The sequence below is a fragment of the Azoarcus sp. DN11 genome (genome assembly GCF_003628555.1).
Taxonomy (GTDB): domain Bacteria; phylum Pseudomonadota; class Gammaproteobacteria; order Burkholderiales; family Rhodocyclaceae; genus Aromatoleum.
The window spans coordinates 1,061,731-1,078,408 of record NZ_CP021731.1; the positions used below are offsets into that span (position 1 = coordinate 1,061,731).

General features: G+C 65.9%; 14 protein-coding genes. All 14 read left to right on the forward strand.

All coding sequences use genetic code 11. The annotated features are described in order from the left end of the window. Window positions 1–186 precede the first annotated feature (186 nt). The 14 genes from CDA09_RS04765 to CDA09_RS04830 all read left to right on the forward strand — a co-directional run bounded on the left by CDA09_RS04765 (window position 187) and on the right by CDA09_RS04830 (window position 16,518). The gene (locus CDA09_RS04765; protein ID WP_121427568.1) at window positions 187–798 is read left to right on the forward strand and encodes a QcrA and Rieske domain-containing protein; all 612 of its coding nucleotides are present in this window, start codon (window positions 187–189) and stop codon (window positions 796–798) included. 77 nt (window positions 799–875) lie between these two features. Continuing rightward, entirely contained in the window at window positions 876–2,612 is a 1,737-nt protein-coding gene (locus tag CDA09_RS04770) for a PQQ-dependent dehydrogenase, methanol/ethanol family (protein WP_121427569.1), read from the forward strand. A 110-nt stretch (window positions 2,613–2,722) separates the two neighbouring features. Continuing rightward, a complete protein-coding gene (aldA, locus tag CDA09_RS04775; RefSeq protein ID WP_121427570.1) occupies window positions 2,723–4,156 on the forward strand; it encodes an aldehyde dehydrogenase in 1,434 nt (477 codons plus the stop codon). A gap of 132 nt (window positions 4,157–4,288) precedes the next feature. Next, the gene (locus tag CDA09_RS04780) at window positions 4,289–5,155 is read left to right on the forward strand and encodes a transporter (protein ID WP_121427571.1); all 867 of its coding nucleotides are present in this window, start codon (window positions 4,289–4,291) and stop codon (window positions 5,153–5,155) included. 120 nt (window positions 5,156–5,275) lie between these two features. After that, window positions 5,276–6,277, forward strand: a complete 1,002-nt coding sequence (locus CDA09_RS04785) for a quinone oxidoreductase family protein (RefSeq protein WP_121427572.1) — start codon at window positions 5,276–5,278, stop codon at window positions 6,275–6,277. A gap of 28 nt (window positions 6,278–6,305) precedes the next feature. After that, window positions 6,306–6,953 carry a response regulator gene (locus CDA09_RS04790; protein ID WP_121427573.1) on the forward strand — a complete coding sequence of 216 codons (648 nt, stop codon included), beginning with the start codon at window positions 6,306–6,308 and terminating at the stop codon, window positions 6,951–6,953. Window positions 6,954–7,027: 74 nt separating this feature from the next. Then, window positions 7,028–8,350, forward strand: coding sequence for an IS1182 family transposase (locus CDA09_RS04795; RefSeq protein WP_121427574.1), 1,323 nt, complete (start codon window positions 7,028–7,030; stop codon window positions 8,348–8,350). A 348-nt stretch (window positions 8,351–8,698) separates the two neighbouring features. Further along, window positions 8,699–9,547, forward strand: coding sequence for a hypothetical protein (locus CDA09_RS04800; RefSeq protein ID WP_286164382.1), 849 nt, complete (start codon window positions 8,699–8,701; stop codon window positions 9,545–9,547). 390 nt (window positions 9,548–9,937) lie between these two features. Continuing rightward, window positions 9,938–10,228 carry a co-chaperone GroES gene (gene groES, locus CDA09_RS04805; protein WP_004311482.1) on the forward strand — a complete coding sequence of 97 codons (291 nt, stop codon included), beginning with the start codon at window positions 9,938–9,940 and terminating at the stop codon, window positions 10,226–10,228. Between the two features lie 42 nt (window positions 10,229–10,270). Next, window positions 10,271–11,935, forward strand: a complete 1,665-nt coding sequence (groL, locus tag CDA09_RS04810; RefSeq protein WP_121427576.1) for a chaperonin GroEL — start codon at window positions 10,271–10,273, stop codon at window positions 11,933–11,935. A gap of 304 nt (window positions 11,936–12,239) precedes the next feature. Continuing rightward, window positions 12,240–12,926, forward strand: a complete 687-nt coding sequence (locus CDA09_RS04815; RefSeq protein WP_121427577.1) for a response regulator transcription factor — start codon at window positions 12,240–12,242, stop codon at window positions 12,924–12,926. Further along, the gene (locus CDA09_RS04820; RefSeq protein WP_121427578.1) at window positions 12,901–14,382 is read left to right on the forward strand and encodes a sensor histidine kinase; all 1,482 of its coding nucleotides are present in this window, start codon (window positions 12,901–12,903) and stop codon (window positions 14,380–14,382) included. The genes CDA09_RS04815 and CDA09_RS04820 overlap by 26 nt, the downstream gene beginning before the upstream one ends. Window positions 14,383–14,494: 112 nt before the next feature. Further along, window positions 14,495–14,803, forward strand: a complete 309-nt coding sequence (locus tag CDA09_RS04825) for a DUF485 domain-containing protein (RefSeq protein ID WP_121427579.1) — start codon at window positions 14,495–14,497, stop codon at window positions 14,801–14,803. Beyond that, the gene (locus CDA09_RS04830; protein WP_121427580.1) at window positions 14,800–16,518 is read left to right on the forward strand and encodes a cation acetate symporter; all 1,719 of its coding nucleotides are present in this window, start codon (window positions 14,800–14,802) and stop codon (window positions 16,516–16,518) included. The genes CDA09_RS04825 and CDA09_RS04830 overlap by 4 nt, the downstream gene beginning before the upstream one ends. Window positions 16,519–16,678 lie beyond the last annotated feature (160 nt).

The window sequence follows — 16,678 nt, forward strand, 5'->3', positions numbered from 1 at the left end:
TTGCGCGTGCCGCTCGGCACCGAATAACTGCGGCCTGCATATGGGAATTCTGAATTCAAAAAATCTGCGAAAATCTATTGCACTCTGAATTCAGAGTTTGTACAGTGTGGAACATACGTAGGGACCACAAGAATTCCCGCCGCCAAGTGCCGGGCAGGGAATCGAAACAGGATGGAGACGATTCAAATGGAACAGAGAGAAACGTGCGCCCGCACCGCGCAAGCGCCCATCGACGCGAGCCGGCGCAAGATCTTCAGGATCGCGGCGCTCGGCCTGGCGGCCGGAGTCGGGTTGCACGGGCGTTCCGCCCTCGCCATCGAAGCGGTGCCCGAAGCGCTCAGGCCCGTGGTCGGCGACCGCCTCGTCGAGGAGGATGCGGAGGGCGAACCCGTCCCGCTCAAGCTTGCCGACCTGCGCGTTGGCAAGCCGCTCCTGGCTTTCCCCTTCGATACCGCCTCGAAGAAAATCCGCTCCGAGACGCGCATGAACAAGGTCGTGCTGCTGCGCCTTCCCGAAGCCGAACTCGATGCCGAGACCAAGGCCGTGTCCGCGGGCGGCGTGCTCGCGTTCTCCGGGGTCTGCACACACATGGGGTGCGACATCAAGACCTGGATGGTGAGTGAAAAGGTCTTCGCGTGCTTCTGCCACGGCTCCAAGTTCCGTCCGCTCGATCACGGATCGGTGGCCGGAGGCCCGGCGCCGCGTCCGCTCCCCGTGCTCCCCATCAAGCTCGAAGGCGACCAGCTGGTCATCGCCGGCCCGTTCACCGCGCCCCCCGGATTCACGCCGCAGGCGTGACACGCATCCCCGTTTTGCCACTGTCCGCGGCGCCCACCCTGCCGCGGCTTCCAACACAAGAGAGAGGAGACAAGAAGATGAAGGGTCTGATGAAGGGCATCGCCGTTTGTGCCGTCGCAGTGCTGCCGGCGGCCGTGTCCGCCGCGCTCGGCGACTATGCGCCCGTGACCGACGCGCGGCTCAAGAACCCTGAAGCGGCGAACTGGCTGCAGTATCGCGGCAACTACTCGGGTTGGGGCTACAGCCCGCTGTCGCAGATCACCGACCAGAACGTCGGCAAGCTGCAGCTCGCCTGGGCCTTCGCAACCGGCCAGAAGGAAGGTCACCAGTCGCCGCCGATCGTGAACAACGGCTACATGTTCGTCACGACGCCGGGTGCGCAGGTCATCGCGCTCGAGGCCAAGACCGGCAAGGAGCTGTGGCGCTACAAGAAGGAGCTGCCCGGCGAGATGCTGCAGCTGCATCCGACCAATCGCGGCGTCGCCCTCTATGGCGACAAGGTGTACGTGGCGACCATCGATGCCCACCTCGTCGCGCTGGATGCCAAGACCGGCAAGGAAGTGTGGATCAAGCAGGTCGGTGACTGGAAGGCCCTGCAGTACATCACGCTCGCGCCGCTCGCGGCCAAGGGCAAGATCATGGTCGGCTCCTCCGGCGGCGAGACCGGCGTGCGCGGGTTCGTCGCGGCCTTCGACGCCGAAACCGGCAACGAGGCGTGGCGCACCTACACGACGGCAGCCCCCGGCGAGCCGGGCGGCGACACCTGGCCGGGCGAGACCTACAAGAACGGCGGCGGCAGCATCTGGATCACCGGCAGCTACGATCCGGACACCAACCTCGCCTACTGGGGCACCGGCAACCCGGCGCCGTGGCCGACCGAAGGGCGCAAGGGCGACAACCTGTACACCGGCGCGACGATCGCGCTCGACGTGGATACCGGTGCGCTGAAGACCTACTTCCAGTACAACCCGAACGACGCGTGGGACTGGGACGAAGTGTCGGCGCCGCTGCTGATCGACACCGAAGTCAAGGGCAAGAAGGTGAAGGCTGCCGTGCATGCGGGGCGCAACGGCTACCTGTGGGTGCTGGACCGCACTGGCCAGAAGCTGAACTTCGTCGACGCCTATCCCTTCGTCAACAACAACACGATCAAGTCCATCGATCCCAAGACCGGCCGCCCGACCTTCGCCGATGAGCACCGCCCCGGCCTGGGCAAGGGCGACGTGCATTTCTGCCCGTCCCTGTGGGGCGGCAAGGACTGGTTCCCGGAGGCGTACAACCCGAAGACGGGCCTGCTGTACGTGCCGGCCAACAACAACCTGTGCGCCGAGCTGCCCGAGCCCGAGCCGACCAAGTACAAGAAGGGCGACCTGTACATCGGCTATCCGATCGAGGCGATCCTGACCGGCCTGCGCTGGGCCAAGGGCGCGAAGGATGCGCCGAAGACGATGGGCGAGGTGCAGGCCTGGGACCTGAAGACCGGCAAGCAGGTGTGGACGCACAAGTACCCGACCTTCAACTGGGGCCCGCTGCTCACGACCGGCGGCAACCTCGTGTTCGGCGGCGGCACCAATGACCGCATGTTCCGCGCCTTCAACGCATCAACCGGCAAGGTGCTGTGGGAGACGGCGACGCCCTCGGGCGTGACCGGTGTGCCGACCTCCTTCGAGGTCGACGGCGAGCAGTACATCGCCGTCCAGTCCGGTTGGGGCGTGGATGCGCAGCGCATGCAGGGCGGCGTCGACCGGCTGCTGGGCTATCAGACCGTGGTGCCGCAGGGTGGCACCGTGATGGTCTACAAGCTCACGAAGTGATCCCGGACGGGCCGTTCCCGCGGCTCGGTTTTTTTGTCCCGGTTCGATGAATTTCCGAATTCGAACCGTGGGGCCGCGGCAGTCGCGGCGGAGCAAATGAGGACAGGCAAATGAACAAGTCGTACCGCAACTTCATCGGCAACCAGTTCGTGGATTCGGAAGGGGGCGCCACCCTCGAGGTGCGCAACCCGGCGAACAACGAGCTCCTCGGCGTCGTGCCCGCTTCCACCCCGGCGGACGTCGACCGTGCCGTCGAAGCCGCCCGTCGCGCCCAGCCGGCGTGGGAAAGGCTGCCGGCGATCGAGCGCGCCAACCACCTGCGGCGGATCGCGAACAAGATCCGCGACAACAAGGAGCGCCTGGCGCGCACGATCACGCTGGAGCAGGGCAAGATCCTCGACCTCGCGCGTGTGGAAGTCGACTTTACGGCCAACTACATGGACTACATGGCCGAATGGGCGCGCCGCATTGAAGGCGAGATCATCCCCAGCGACCGTCCCGGCGAGACCATCTTCCTGCATCGCAAGCCGATCGGCGTCACGGCGGGCGTGCTGCCGTGGAACTTCCCGTTCTTCCTGATCGCCCGCAAGATGGCGCCGGCGCTCGTCACCGGCAACACCATCGTCATCAAGTCGAGCGAGGAGACGCCGCTCAACGCGGTCGAGTTCGCCGAGATCGTCGCCGAGTGCGGCCTGCCGACGGGCGTATTCAACCTCGTCAGTGGCGCCGGTGCCACGGGCGCGGCGCTGTGCGCGCACAAGGACGTCGGCCTCATCAGCTTCACCGGCAGCGTCGACACCGGCATCCGCATCATGGAGACCGCCTCGCGCAACCTGACGCGCGTGAACCTGGAACTGGGCGGCAAGGCGCCGGCCATCGTGCTCGACGACGCCGACCTCGAACTCACCGCGCGCGCCCTGCATGCCTCGCGCGTGCTCAACACGGGGCAGGTGTGCAACGCCGCCGAGCGCGTGTATGTGCAGCGCGGGGTCGCGTCGGCGCTGGCGGAGAAGGTCACCGCGCTGATGGCCGAAACGCGTTACGGCAACCCGATCGCGGAGCAGGGCCTGCACATGGGCCCGCTGGTGAACCGGATGGGCCTCGACAAGGTCGCCGCGCTGGTCGACAGCGCGCGCCGCCAGGGTGCGGAAGTGCTCACCGGCGGCAAGGTCGCGAGCCGCGAAGGCTTCCACTTCGAGCCGACCGTGCTGATGGGCTGCCGCGCCGACATGGACGTGATGCGGAAGGAAATCTTCGGCCCGGTGCTGCCGCTGCAGATCGTCGAAGATCTCGACGAAGCCCTCGCGCTCGCCAATGACTCCGAGTACGGCCTGACCTCGTCGATCTTCACGCGCGACCTCAACGCGGCGATGAAGGCCACGCGTGAGCTGCGTTTTGGCGAAACCTACATCAACCGCGAGCACTTCGAGGCGATGCAGGGCTTCCATGCCGGCCGGCGCAAGTCCGGCATCGGCGGGGCCGACGGCAAGCACGGCCTGTACGAGTACACCGAGACGCACGTGGTCTATCTCCAGACCACCTGATTACCGCATTCGTTTGAAGGGAGAAGGTCTGGGATCGCCTCGCGCGGTCCCGGCGGGACGACTCACGCCCGCGCAATCGAAGAAAAGCGGCGCCTGCGGGCGCCATCCATCAGAAGAAGCAGGAGACCGAAAGTGAAAGACCGGAAGAGCGTCAACAAGTCGTGTGTCAGGAAGGTGGTCCAGGGGGCCGTCGTCGCGGCCTTGTGTGCGGGAGCGACTGTCGCGAATGCGCAGATCACCCGCGGCTTCATCGCGCCGCATGAATACTCGCTTCCCGACCCCAACGGCATGGCACCGTGGAACGTGTTCGTGGAATATGCCACCCTGCAGAAGACCAACGACAACTGGAACGCCAAGGGCGACAAGAAGAAGTCGGACGACGTCGAGCAGTTCGTCGGACTCTCCAAGTATGTTCACTTCTGGAGCCTGACGCCGACGGTAGGCATGGGGTGGGAACTCATCGTTCCCGAGGTCAGCGTCCGCAACAGGACCGCGGACGCTTCGGTGAGCGGGATCGGGGACCCGATCACCGGTCCCGCGCTGTGGATCAAACCCAACGCGAACTGGACGCTCGGCCTCGACTTCTTCGTCCAGTTGCCGGTCGGCGACCAGAGTCTCCGCACGACGCGCTGGAATACGATCGGCTCGGTGTTCTGGGACGCGCAGTACGACAAGTTCAACTACACGGGAAACCTCGGCTACCAGTTCCCCGGGCCGACGGACAAGGCGACAACAGCGCGGCCCGCGCAGAACTGGTATTTCAACAACCGCTTCGGATATCGTGTTTCCGAACTGGTCGAGCCGTATGTCGGGGTCGACTACGAGTGGCAGGACAGCAAATCGGGCAATCCGCGCAACCACGAGCTGGGCGGAGCGGCCGGGGTGATGTTCCACATGATGAAGACCTCGACGCTGGCTGTTCATTACCAGTGGGGCATCGAGGGCGAAAACCGGCCCAGGTCCAACAACCTGAACCTGCGCTGGGTGTACGTCTTCTAAGGTGCGACGGGGGCCCGCAAGGGCTCCCGCGCCGGCGGGGGCTTGTTCGCAGGCCCCGCCGCATTGCCGTTTCGCGCAGTTCCAGACTGTTCCGATCGATCCTTCCATCCGATCTTCGTCATGCCAAACACGTTTCCGACAACCGAAAGTGTGATCCGCATCCATGCGCCAGGCGGGGCGGAGGCGCTGCAACTCGATGAAATTGAGGTCGGATGGCCGGGGCCCGGCGAGATCCGTATCCGGCACCGTGCATGCGGCCTCAATTTCATCGATGTGTATTACCGGAGCGGACTCTATCCCCTGGACATGCCTGCCGGGATCGGCATGGAAGGTGCCGGCATCGTGGAGGCCGTGGGGGAGGGGGTGACCCACCTTCAGCCCGGCGATCGCGCGGCCTACGCCTGTCAGCCGCCCGGTGCGTACTGCACGGCCCGCGTGATGCCGGCGAAGAACGTCGTGCGGCTGCCCGACGGGATCGACTTCGAGACCGGCGCGGCGATGATGCTCAAGGGCCTCACCGTGCAATATCTGCTGCGCAAGACGCAGCCGCAGGGCGGGCTGCAGCCGGGCGACTTCGTGCTCTTCCACGCCGCGGCGGGCGGGGTCGGACTGATCGCCTGCCAGTGGGCGCGCGCGATGGGCCTGCAACTCATCGGTACCGCGGGGGCGCCGGAAAAATGCGAACTCGCGCTGCGCCACGGTGCGGCCCACGCCATCGATTACCGCCGCGAGGACTTCGTCGCACGCGTCGCCGAGATCACCGGGGGGCGCGGCGTGAAGGTCGTGTACGACTCGGTCGGCCAGGACACTTTCGCCGGCTCGCTGCAGTGCCTGCGCCCCTTCGGGCTGCTCGCGGTGTTCGGTTCGTCGTCCGGGCCCGTGCCGTCCTTCGGTCTGCAACTGCTCGCCGCGAAGTCGCTCTACGTCAGCCGCCCGACTCTCTTCACGCATCTCGCGACTCGCGAGGCCACGCAGGAAATGGCCGACGACCTGTTCGGCATGGTCGCGCGCGGCGACGTCAGGATTCCGGTCGAGCGCCGCTACGCGCTCACCGAAGCGGTGCAGGCCCACCGGGACCTGGAGGCGCGCCGCACGACAGGTTGCAGCGTGCTGCTGCCGTAGCGGCCACCGGATCACGAGGAAATTGCACATGGCAGCCACGCTCGAAGGTCTGCGCCTCGTCCTTGCCGACGATCATGCCGTCGTGCGCATGGGATTTCGCATGCTGCTCGAAGGGGCGGGTGCCGAAGTCGTTGCCGAAGCCGCGTCCGGCGAGGCCGCGCTCGCGGCCTTCGCCAGGCACCGTCCGGACGTGCTGGTCATGGACGTGACGATGCCGGGCCTCGGCGGCCTGGGCGCACTGGAGCGCCTGCTGGCGCATCACGAGGAGGCCCGCGTGCTGATGCTGTCCGCGCACGACGACACGCAGGTGCCGGCGCGTGCGCTGAAGGCAGGGGCGGCCGGCTACCTCTCCAAGCGTGCCCAGCCGGCCGAGCTGGTGCGCGCAGTGGCCCAGGTGGCGCGCGGGCGGCGCTACGTCGATCCGGACATCGCCGCGCAACTGGCGCTCGCCCGGTTCGGCGACGCTGCCGACCCCGTCGCCGCCCTCACCGACAAGGAGTTCGCGGTGTTCCTGCAACTCGCGAAGGGCCGCGACGTCCGCCAGGTCGCGGACTCGCATGGCGTCAGCGCGAGCACCGTGGGCACGCATCTCTACCACATCAAGCAGAAGCTGCAGGCGGGGAATGCGGCGCAGCTCGCGCTGATCGCCGTGCGTGCGGGACTCATCGAGGCCTAGGAGTCTGCGCGGCAGAAGCCAAGCGTCGGTGAGGTAAGCCCTCCCTGGCGTGTCGGGGCCGGTAGACTGTCGAGATGACGAGCTATCTGCCCTATTGCCCGCAGCAGCAGATGCTGCTGCCCCAGGCGCTGCAGGAGTGGCTACCCGAAGGCCACCTGGCGTACTTCATTAGCGACGCGGTCGACGGATTGGACCTGAGCGCGTTCCACACCCGGTATGCCGGGGGCGGACCGCGCAACCAGCCGTTTCATCCGGCCATGATGGTCAAGGTGCTGCTGTATGCGTACGCCACGGGCGTGTTCAGCTCGCGCAAGATCGCGCGCAAGCTGCACGAGGATGTGGCGTTCCGGGTGCTGGCGGCAGGCAACTTCCCGGCCCACCGCACGCTCAGCGACTTTCGCGCTGTCCACTTGAAGGAGCTGAGCGAGTTGTTCGTGCAGGTGGTGCGACTGGCTCGCGAGATGGGGCTGGTGAAGCTCGGGACGGTGGCCATCGACGGCACCAAGGTCAAGGCGAACGCCAGCCGCCACAAGGCGATGAGTTACGGCCACATGGTGAAGGCGGAGGCCGAATTGAAACGGCAGATCGAGGCGCTGCTCAATCGGGCCAAGGCCGCCGACGACGCCGAGAGGAACGAGCCCGAGCTGGATGTGCCGGCCGAGATCGCGCGGCGCGAGGCGCGGCTGACGGCGATTGCCGAAGCCCGGGCGCGGCTCGAGCAGCGCCAGCGCGAGGCCGATCAGGCGCGCGGGCGCAGCGACGATGACGACCGCCGTCCGCGCGGCGGTGACGGCAAACCGAAGGGTGGGCGCTACAAGCGCGACTTCGGGGTGCCCGAGGACAAGGCACAGGAGAACTTCACGGATCCAGACAGCCGCACCATGAAGCGCGCCGGCGGCGGGTTCGATCCGGGCTACAACGCCCAGACGGCGGTCGACGAGACCGCCCACATCATCGTGGCGGCCGAACTGAGCAACAACGCCAGCGACGCCGGGCTACTGCCGGGGATGTTGCAGGTCGTGCGCGACACCCTCGCGCAGCGCCCGCGCCAGGCGCTGGCCGACACCGGCTACCGCTCGGAGCAGACGTTCCGGGAGCTCGACGGCTGCGGGACCGAACTGGTGGTGGCGCTGGGCCGGGAAGGCAAGCGCCGACTCGGTTTCGACCGTGAACGCAGTCCGCACACCGCGCAGATGGCCGACAAGCTCGATAGCGAGGCGGGCAAGACGGCTTACCGAAAACGGAAATGGATCGCCGAACCGCCCAACGGCTGGATCAAGAACGTATTGGGATTCCGGCAGTTCAGCCTGCGGGGCCTGGAGCGCGTCAAAGCGGAGTGGAAGCTCGTCTGTATGGCCCTGAACCTGCGCAGGATGAGCACACTGAGGACGGCATAACGGGAAAAAGGGGCGCAAATCTGTCCCCGTTCCCGTCCGGCACGGGCGCAGCACCGTCGCGAAGCAATTCAACCACGGCCGCAGTCTCTTCCCGCACCTCTCGCTTCGCCGATCCTTCTGCTAAAACCCCACTCTCTGGAGTTCTGCCGCGCAGACTCCTAGCCGCGATGCCGGACGCAGCCGCCCCGTCGGTCGGCCCCCGCGGGCCGGGCCGGATACGGTGCTTTCCGCGATGGAGGTGTTCTATAACGGTTTCAGGGATCACGAATCCCGGCCGACCCCGCTGCTCACGGCGGGAGCGGGCGGGCTTGCCAGGGGGAGGAGCGGCCGCGGCTTCCCGCGTGACGCATGACCGACGGTTTTCATGCAGAAAGGTGCCTTGCCGTCACGCTCGAATGGTGGACTCCTACTCTCCCCTGCCTTCTTGCTGGCACCTTTCTCCTTTTTATTCTCAAGCAGTGGATGGCGCCGTTGCATGACTCGTTGAGCGAGACCGCGAGGGTACGTTTCGATAATGAGGTGACAAAAATGAAGAAAATCCCGGCTTTTTCCCCAATTCTTTCCGTCCGTGACCCGGGCGTCCGTCAAGGTCTGAAGACGATCTTCAGGTCGGTGGGCGCTGTGCTCCTGCTGAGTGTCGCCGTCAGCGGCGGACACGACGCGCAAGCGCAGGAGATGACGATCACCGATAGTTCGTTCAAGTGCCTGAACGACATGGTCAAGGTGCGTCATTTCTACGTGGACAACCTCCTGGGCAACCGCAAGGCCACGATCGCGGTTGCCGAGAAGGGAACCGGAACGTATCCCCCGGGTTCCGTGGTGCAGCTGGTGCCCGGCGAGGTCATGGTGAAGCACCCGGAAGGGTTCAACTCCGCGACCCGGGACTGGGAATTCTTCGAACTGGATGTCTCCAAGGAGGGAACCAGGATTCGCAAGCGCGGCTTTGCAGAAGTGGTCAACCGCTTCGGCGGAAACTGCTTTGCCTGCCACGTGAAGGCGAAACCCGAGTTCGACATGGTCTGCGAGATCGACCACGGCTGCGACCCCATCCCCATCACTCGCCGGATGCTGGCCGCACTGCAAAAGACCGACCCCCGGTGTGCGGCGCCGGCTGCCCTGACCGAGGATGATCAGCACGCGCTGAAGGAACTGGACGAGGTGATGAAGACGATGAGGGCCCCGGCGGCGCCGAAGTGAGTATCGGCGATGGGCGGAACACCTCGGGCGAGGCATCGTTCGAGGTGACCGCGGGGGCGCGCATGCCGAAGAAACAACCGTGAAGCAGCCCCGGTAGTGCGTTGCATACGCTCGCGCGGCACGGACGTCCCGTGCGGGCGGAGCCGCCCGCACGGCCACCCCCTCGACAGCGCATCAGGCCCCTCTCGCCCCTCCCGCGAGCGGCATGCTTCGCCTGTGCGCCGCGGCGGGAACATTTCTCACATCCTCGCACTTGAAATCCCGAAAGTGCGTCCCTATTATTAGCACTCGTTGGCAATGAGTGCTAACGGCCCGGATTTGTCCCGCGGCCACAGCGAATTTTCCAGGCGGACCCTGTCCGTTCTCGACGCAATAGAAAGGAGTGAGTCAATGAAAATCCGTCCCTTGCATGATCGCGTGATCGTCAAGCGCCTCGAAGCCGAACGCAAGACCGCCAGCGGCATCGTCATCCCCGACTCGGCCGGCGAGAAGCCCGACCAGGGCGAAGTGCTGGCCGTGGGCAACGGCAAGATCCTCGACGACGGCAAGGTCCGCCCGATGGCCGTCAAGGTCGGCGACAAGGTCCTGTTCGGCAAGTACGCCGGCCAGACCGTCAAGGTCGAAGGCGACGAACTGCTCGTCATGCGCGAAGAAGACATCATGGGCGTGGTCGAGGCCTGAGCCTCCCTCGTTTCCCCACTCGAATCCTAGGAGCAATCAACAATGGCAGCTAAAGAAGTCAAGTTCGGTGATTCCGCCCGTGCCCGCATGGTCGAAGGCGTCAACATCCTGGCCGACGCGGTCAAGGTGACCCTGGGCCCGAAGGGCCGCAACGTCGTGCTCGAGCGCTCGTTCGGCGCCCCGACGGTGACCAAGGACGGCGTCTCGGTCGCCAAGGAAATCGAACTGAAGGACAAGTTCGCCAACATGGGCGCACAGATGGTCAAGGAAGTCGCTTCCAAGACCTCCGACATCGCCGGTGACGGCACCACCACCGCCACCGTGCTGGCCCAGTCGATCGTGCGCGAAGGCATGAAGTACGTCGCCGCCGGCATGAACCCGATGGACCTGAAGCGCGGCATCGACAAGGCCGTCGTCGCCACCATCGAAGAGCTGAAGAAGCTGTCGAAGCCCTGCTCGACCAACAAGGAAATCGCCCAGGTCGGCTCGATCTCGGCGAACTCCGACGCCGACATCGGCGACATCATCGCCCGTGCGATGGACAAGGTCGGCAAGGAAGGCGTCATCACCGTCGAGGACGGCAAGTCGCTGAACAACGAACTCGACGTCGTCGAGGGCATGCAGTTCGACCGCGGCTACCTGTCGCCGTACTTCATCAACAACCCGGACAAGCAGGTCGCGATCCTCGAGAACCCGTTCGTCCTGCTGTTCGACAAGAAGATCTCGAACATCCGTGACCTCCTGCCGGTGCTCGAGCAGGTCGCCAAGGCCGGCCGTCCGCTGCTGATCATCGCCGAAGACGTCGAAGGCGAAGCGCTGGCGACCCTGGTCGTCAACAACATCCGCGGCATCCTCAAGACCTGCGCCGTCAAGGCCCCGGGCTTCGGAGACCGCCGCAAGGCCATGCTCGAAGACATCGCCATCCTCACGGGCGGCCAGGTCATCGCCGAAGAAGTCGGCCTGACCCTCGAGAAGGCCACCCTGGCCGACCTCGGCCAGGCCAAGCGCATCGAGATCGGCAAGGAAAACACCATCCTCATCGACGGCGCCGGCGAAGCCGAGCGCATCGAAGGCCGTGTCAAGCAGATCCGCGTGCAGATCGAGGAAGCCACCTCCGACTATGACCGCGAGAAGCTGCAGGAGCGCGTCGCCAAGCTCGCCGGCGGCGTTGCGGTGATCAAGGTCGGTGCCGCCACCGAAGTCGAGATGAAGGAAAAGAAGGCCCGCGTCGAAGACGCGCTGCACGCCACCCGCGCTGCCGTTGAAGAAGGCATCGTCCCCGGCGGCGGCGTCGCGCTGCTGCGTGCCCGTGCCAATCTGGGCAGCCTCAAGGGCGACAACCACGACCAGGACGCCGGCATCAAGATCGTGCTGCGCGCGATGGAGCAGCCCCTGCGCGAGATCGTCGCCAACGCCGGCGACGAGCCCTCGGTGGTGGTCAACAAGGTCAACGAAGGTTCGGGCAACTTCGGCTACAACGCCGCCACTGGCGAGTACGGCGACATGGTCGAGATGGGCGTGCTGGACCCGACCAAGGTTGAGCGTACCGCGTTGCAGAACGCCGCTTCGGTCGCCGGCCTGATGCTCACCACCGACTGCATGGTCGGCGAGCTGGTCGAAGACAAGCCCGCGATGGGCGGCGGCATGGGTGGCATGGGTGGCATGGGCGGCATGGGTGGCATGGGCGGCATGGATATGGGCATGTGATCCCCGCCTGACCGTCCGGTCATCTTCCGGGCCTTCGGGCCCGGTGCAAAACGGCTCCGCCTCGGCGGGGCCGTTGTGCTTTCCGGCGGGCGACGCGCGCAAGCGGCGCGACGCGCGGCCGCGCTCGAAGCGTGGGATAATCGAAGGGAAGGAAAAAAGGCGGTCGGGAGTTTCCGCACGGTTTCGTCGGAAGCTCCCGGGAGCGGGCGCGCGGGCGGCGCGGCCATTCCTCTGACCGGGTAAAGGAGAACAGCGGGTGTAAATCTAGGCGTGCCCGCTTACATACAACTTACATCCTGATTCCATGCGGATCCTGCTTGCGGAAGATGATACCGTCATTGCCGACGGTCTGTGCCGTGCGCTCAGGCGTGGCGGTTTTGCGGTCGATCACGTGGCTTCGGGCATCGAGGCCGATACCGCGTTGGCATCGCAACCCTACGATCTCGTGATCCTCGACCTGGGCCTGCCGCGGCTCCCTGGCATCGAAGTCCTCAAGCGCCTGAGGGCGCGCAAGTCGACGCTTCCGGTCCTGATCCTGACGGCCCAGGACGGCGTCGAGGATCGCGTGCGCGGCCTGGATGCGGGTGCCGACGACTACCTTTCCAAGCCCTTCGCGCTGCCGGAGCTCGAAGCGCGCGTGCGTGCGCTCACGCGCCGCGGCACGGGACAGCCGCGCTGCATCGAGGTCGGCAGCCTCTTGTACGACCAGGCCGATCGCGTCGTCAAGATCAACGGCCAGGTGGTCGAGTTCTCCGCGCGCGAGATCGGCCTGCTGGAAGTGTTCATCCTGCGCGTCGGGCGTCTCGTCAGCAAGGACCAGCTCGTCGATCACCTGTGCGGCTGGGGCGAGGAAGTCTCCAGCAACGCCATCGAGGTCTATGTCCACCGCCTGCGCAAGAAGCTCGAAGACAGCGGCGTGCGCATCGTGACGGTGCGCGGCCTGGGGTACTGCCTGGAAACGGTGGATGCTGGCCAGGCGGCGAAAGCCTGACAAGTCCGCCGGGGGCGGGCGGGCGTCGACGCAGCCGAATTCGCTGTTCGGCGAGATCCTCGACTGGATGCTCGCGCCGCTGCTGTTCCTGTGGCCGATCTCCATCATCGCCACGCACAACGTCGCGGACAACATCGCCAACCAGCCCTACGACCGCGCGCTCGCCGACAGCGTGCGGGCGCTGGCGCGCCTGGTGTCGGTGGAGGAGAGCAGGGTCGCGGTGCACTTTCCCGCGCCGCCGCGGGCGCTGTTCCGCGCCGACCAGGACGACGTCGTCTACTACCAGGTGGCGCACGAGAGCGGCGAGCTCGTCACCGGCGACCGCGAAATCGGCTGGACGCCGGCGCCCCCAACCCTCGTCCCCGAAGAGGTGCTCTACCGCGACGACGTCATCCACGGCGAGGAGGTGCGCATTGCCTACCAGTTCCTGCGCCCCTGGCCGGAACCGGCCAGTCCGCTCGTGCTCGTGCAGGTCGCGGAAACGCGCAACAAGCGCAGCGACCTCGCGTCGCGTGTCGTCACCGGCGTGCTGCTGCCGCAGTTCGCGATCATTCCGCTCGCGGTGGTGCTGGTATGGGTGGGACTGTCGCGTGGCATCGCGCCGCTCAAGCGCCTGCAGAGCCTGATCCGCCGGCGCCGCCCGACCGACCTGTCGCCGATCGCCGCCGCGAGCGTGCCCGAGGAAGTGCGCCCGCTGATCGTCGCGTTCAACGACATGATGGCGCGCCTCGAGGAAAACCTGCACGCGCAGCAGCGCTTCATCGCCGACGCCGCGCACCAGATGCGCACGCCGCTCACGGGACTGCGCATGCAGACCGAGCTCGCACTGCAGGAAGCCGATCCCGTCGCGCTGCGCGAATCGCTGTCGCGCATCGCGCTGAGCACGGAGCGCGCGAGCCACCTGATCAACCAGTTGCTCTCGCTTGCCCGGGCCGAGGCAAGCTTCGAGAAGCTCTACACGGTCGAAACGATGGACCTGCGCGCGCACGTGCGTGACGTCGCGCTCGACCTGTTCCCGCGCGCGCAGGCGAAGAACATCGATCTCGGCGTCGAGGGCGGTTCCGACCCGCTGCCGATCGAGGGCAACGCGGTGCTGCTGCGTGAAATGGTCAAGAACCTCATCGACAACGCGATCAAATACACGCCGCCCGGGGGCAGCGTCACGGCGCGCACTCGCTATGCCGGGGCGCCGATCCTGGAAGTCGAGGACACTGGCGCCGGCATTCCCGAAGCCGACCGCGAACGCGTGTTCGAGCGCTTCTACCGCGTGCTGGGCAGCGGCGAGGATGGTTCCGGCCTGGGCTTGCCCATCGTGCGCGAGATCGCCGAGCTGCACCGCGCGACGGTGACGCTGAATCCCAACCCCGGCGGTCGCGGCACCATCGTCCAGGTCGTCTTCCCACGCGGCGCCGTTCCGCCGCCGGTGCCGGTGCGCGGGGACTTCCCCCTCGCCTGAAGTCGCTCGCCGGTATGCAGGCGGCCGTAAGCGCGTCGTAAGTCTCCGCCATTATGGTTACGGTAACCGGGAGAGGAATCCCGGTCTGACCACCGCTAGAAAGGAGGGAGACATGCAAAACGATATGGTGACAAAAATCGTCGCCAACCCGAAGTACCAGCGACTGGTGAGCACCCGCTCGTCGTACGGCTGGGTGCTGACGGCGATCATGATGGTCGTCTATTACGGCTACATCGCGATCATCGCGTTCGACAAGGGGCTGTTCGCCCAGAAGCTCGGTGCCGGCGTCATGACCGTCGGCATTCCCGTCGGTTTCGGCGTGATCGTGTTCACGGTCATCATCACCGGCTTGTACGTGCGTCGCGCGAACTCCGAGTTCGACGCGCTGACCCAGGAAATCGTCAAGGAGAGCAGCAAATGAGCAGCCGCTACCTGAAAATCGGCGGCGGGCTGCTGCTCGCGCTCGCATCGGGCTCCGCCCTCGCGGCGGGTGCCGATCTCGGCCAGGCCGAGAAGCAGCCGACCAACTGGACCGCGATCACGATGTTCGCGGCCTTTGTCCTGTTCACGCTGTACATCACCAAGTGGGCCGCGGCCAAGACCAAGTCGGCGGCGGACTTCTACACTGCCGGCGGCGGTATCACCGGCTTCCAGAACGGCCTCGCGATTGCGGGCGACTACATGTCGGCCGCGTCCTTCCTGGGGATCTCCGCGGCGGTGATGGCCAACGGCTACGACGGCCTGATCTACTCGATCGGCTTCCTCGTCGGCTGGCCGGTGATCACCTTCCTGATGGCTGAAAAGCTGCGCAACCTCGGCAAGTTCACCTTCGCCGACGTCGCTGCCTACCGCTTCAAGCAGACCCCGATCCGCACCTTCGCGGCGTCCGGTACGCTGGTCGTCGTCGCGTTCTACCTGATCGCGCAGATGGTCGGTGCCGGCCAGCTGATCAAGCTGCTGTTCGGCCTCGAGTACTGGATCGCGGTCGTCATCGTCGGCGCGCTGATGATGGTGTACGTGCTGTTCGGCGGCATGACCGCGACCACCTGGGTGCAGATCATCAAGGCCTGCCTGCTGCTCGCCGGCGCGTCCTTCATGGCCTTCATGGTGATGTGGAAGTACGGCTTCTCGCCCGAGCAGCTGTTCGCAGCGTCGGTCAAGGTCAAGGAAGGCGTGGCGCTGGCTGGCGGCAAGACCGCGGAAGAGGCCGGCATCATCGGCCAGGCGATCATGGGGCCGGGGTCCTTCATCAAGGACCCGATCTCGGCGATCTCCTTCGGCATGGCGCTGATGTTCGGTACTGCCGGCCTGCCGCACATCCTGATGCGCTTCTTCACCGTGCCGGATGCCAAGGAAGCGCGCAAGTCGGTGTTCTGGGCGACCACCTGGATCGGCTACTTCTACATCCTGACCTTCATCATCGGCTTCGGCGCGATCGTGCTGGTGTCGACCAACCCGCAGTTCCTCGACGCCAAGGGCGCCCTGCTGGGCGGCGGCAACATGGCGGCCATCCACCTCGCCAACGCGGTCGGCGGCAACGTGTTCCTCGGCTTCATCTCCGCAGTCGCGTTCGCGACCATCCTCGCGGTGGTGGCTGGCCTGACGCTGTCGGGCGCGTCGGCGGTGTCGCACGACCTGTATGCGACCGTGTTCAAGAAGGGCAATGCCGACTCGGCCTCGGAACTGCGCGTCTCGCGCATGACCACGATCGCCCTGGGCATCATCGCGGTCATCCTCGGCATCGCGTTCGAGAAGCAGAACATCGCGTTCATGGTCTCCCTGGCCTTCGCGATCGCCGCTTCGGCCAACTTCCCGGTGCTGTTCATGTCGGTGCTGTGGAAGGACTGCACGACGCGCGGCGCGATGATCGGCGGCTTCCTCGGCCTGATCACCGCGGTGGTGCTGACGATCGTGTCGCCGTCGGTGTGGGAAGCTACGCTCGGCAACCCGAAGGGATCGGCGCTGTTCCCCTACACCTCGCCGGCGCTCTTCTCGATGGCAGCGGGCTTCATCGGCATCTGGCTGTTCTCGATCCTCGACAACAGCGCCCGTGCCGCGGAAGACCGTGCAGGTTACCTCGCGCAGAAGGTGCGTTCGGAAACCGGTATCGGCGCGGAAGCCGCTTCCGGCCACTAAGATGCACCACCTCCGCCGGCCTTCGGGCCGGCGGTTGCAGGAAAACGAACATGGGGCGGCCGACGGCTGCCCCATGTTTTTTGCGTAGGCGCGATATTTCAGCGTCGTGACGAAAATATGTTTGACTCGTCGCCGATACCCGCTATAATGCGCGTCTTCA

Excerpts from the sequence above, each read along its gene's own strand:
- CDA09_RS04765 (WP_121427568.1), top strand. The coding sequence starts at position 187 with ATGGAACAGAGAGAAACGTGCGCCCGCACCGCGCAAGCGCCCATCGAC.
- CDA09_RS04770 (WP_121427569.1), top strand. The coding sequence starts at position 876 with ATGAAGGGTCTGATGAAGGGCATCGCCGTTTGTGCCGTCGCAGTGCTG.
- aldA (WP_121427570.1), top strand. The coding sequence starts at position 2,723 with ATGAACAAGTCGTACCGCAACTTCATCGGCAACCAGTTCGTGGATTCG.
- CDA09_RS04785 (WP_121427572.1), top strand. The coding sequence starts at position 5,276 with ATGCCAAACACGTTTCCGACAACCGAAAGTGTGATCCGCATCCATGCG.
- CDA09_RS04790 (WP_121427573.1), top strand. The coding sequence starts at position 6,306 with ATGGCAGCCACGCTCGAAGGTCTGCGCCTCGTCCTTGCCGACGATCAT.
- CDA09_RS04795 (WP_121427574.1), top strand. The coding sequence starts at position 7,028 with ATGACGAGCTATCTGCCCTATTGCCCGCAGCAGCAGATGCTGCTGCCC.
- CDA09_RS04800 (WP_286164382.1), top strand. The coding sequence starts at position 8,699 with ATGACCGACGGTTTTCATGCAGAAAGGTGCCTTGCCGTCACGCTCGAA.
- groES (WP_004311482.1), top strand. The coding sequence starts at position 9,938 with ATGAAAATCCGTCCCTTGCATGATCGCGTGATCGTCAAGCGCCTCGAA.
- groL (WP_121427576.1), top strand. The coding sequence starts at position 10,271 with ATGGCAGCTAAAGAAGTCAAGTTCGGTGATTCCGCCCGTGCCCGCATG.
- CDA09_RS04815 (WP_121427577.1), top strand. The coding sequence starts at position 12,240 with ATGCGGATCCTGCTTGCGGAAGATGATACCGTCATTGCCGACGGTCTG.
- CDA09_RS04820 (WP_121427578.1), top strand. The coding sequence starts at position 12,901 with ATGCTGGCCAGGCGGCGAAAGCCTGACAAGTCCGCCGGGGGCGGGCGG.
- CDA09_RS04825 (WP_121427579.1), top strand. The coding sequence starts at position 14,495 with ATGCAAAACGATATGGTGACAAAAATCGTCGCCAACCCGAAGTACCAG.
- CDA09_RS04830 (WP_121427580.1), top strand. The coding sequence starts at position 14,800 with ATGAGCAGCCGCTACCTGAAAATCGGCGGCGGGCTGCTGCTCGCGCTC.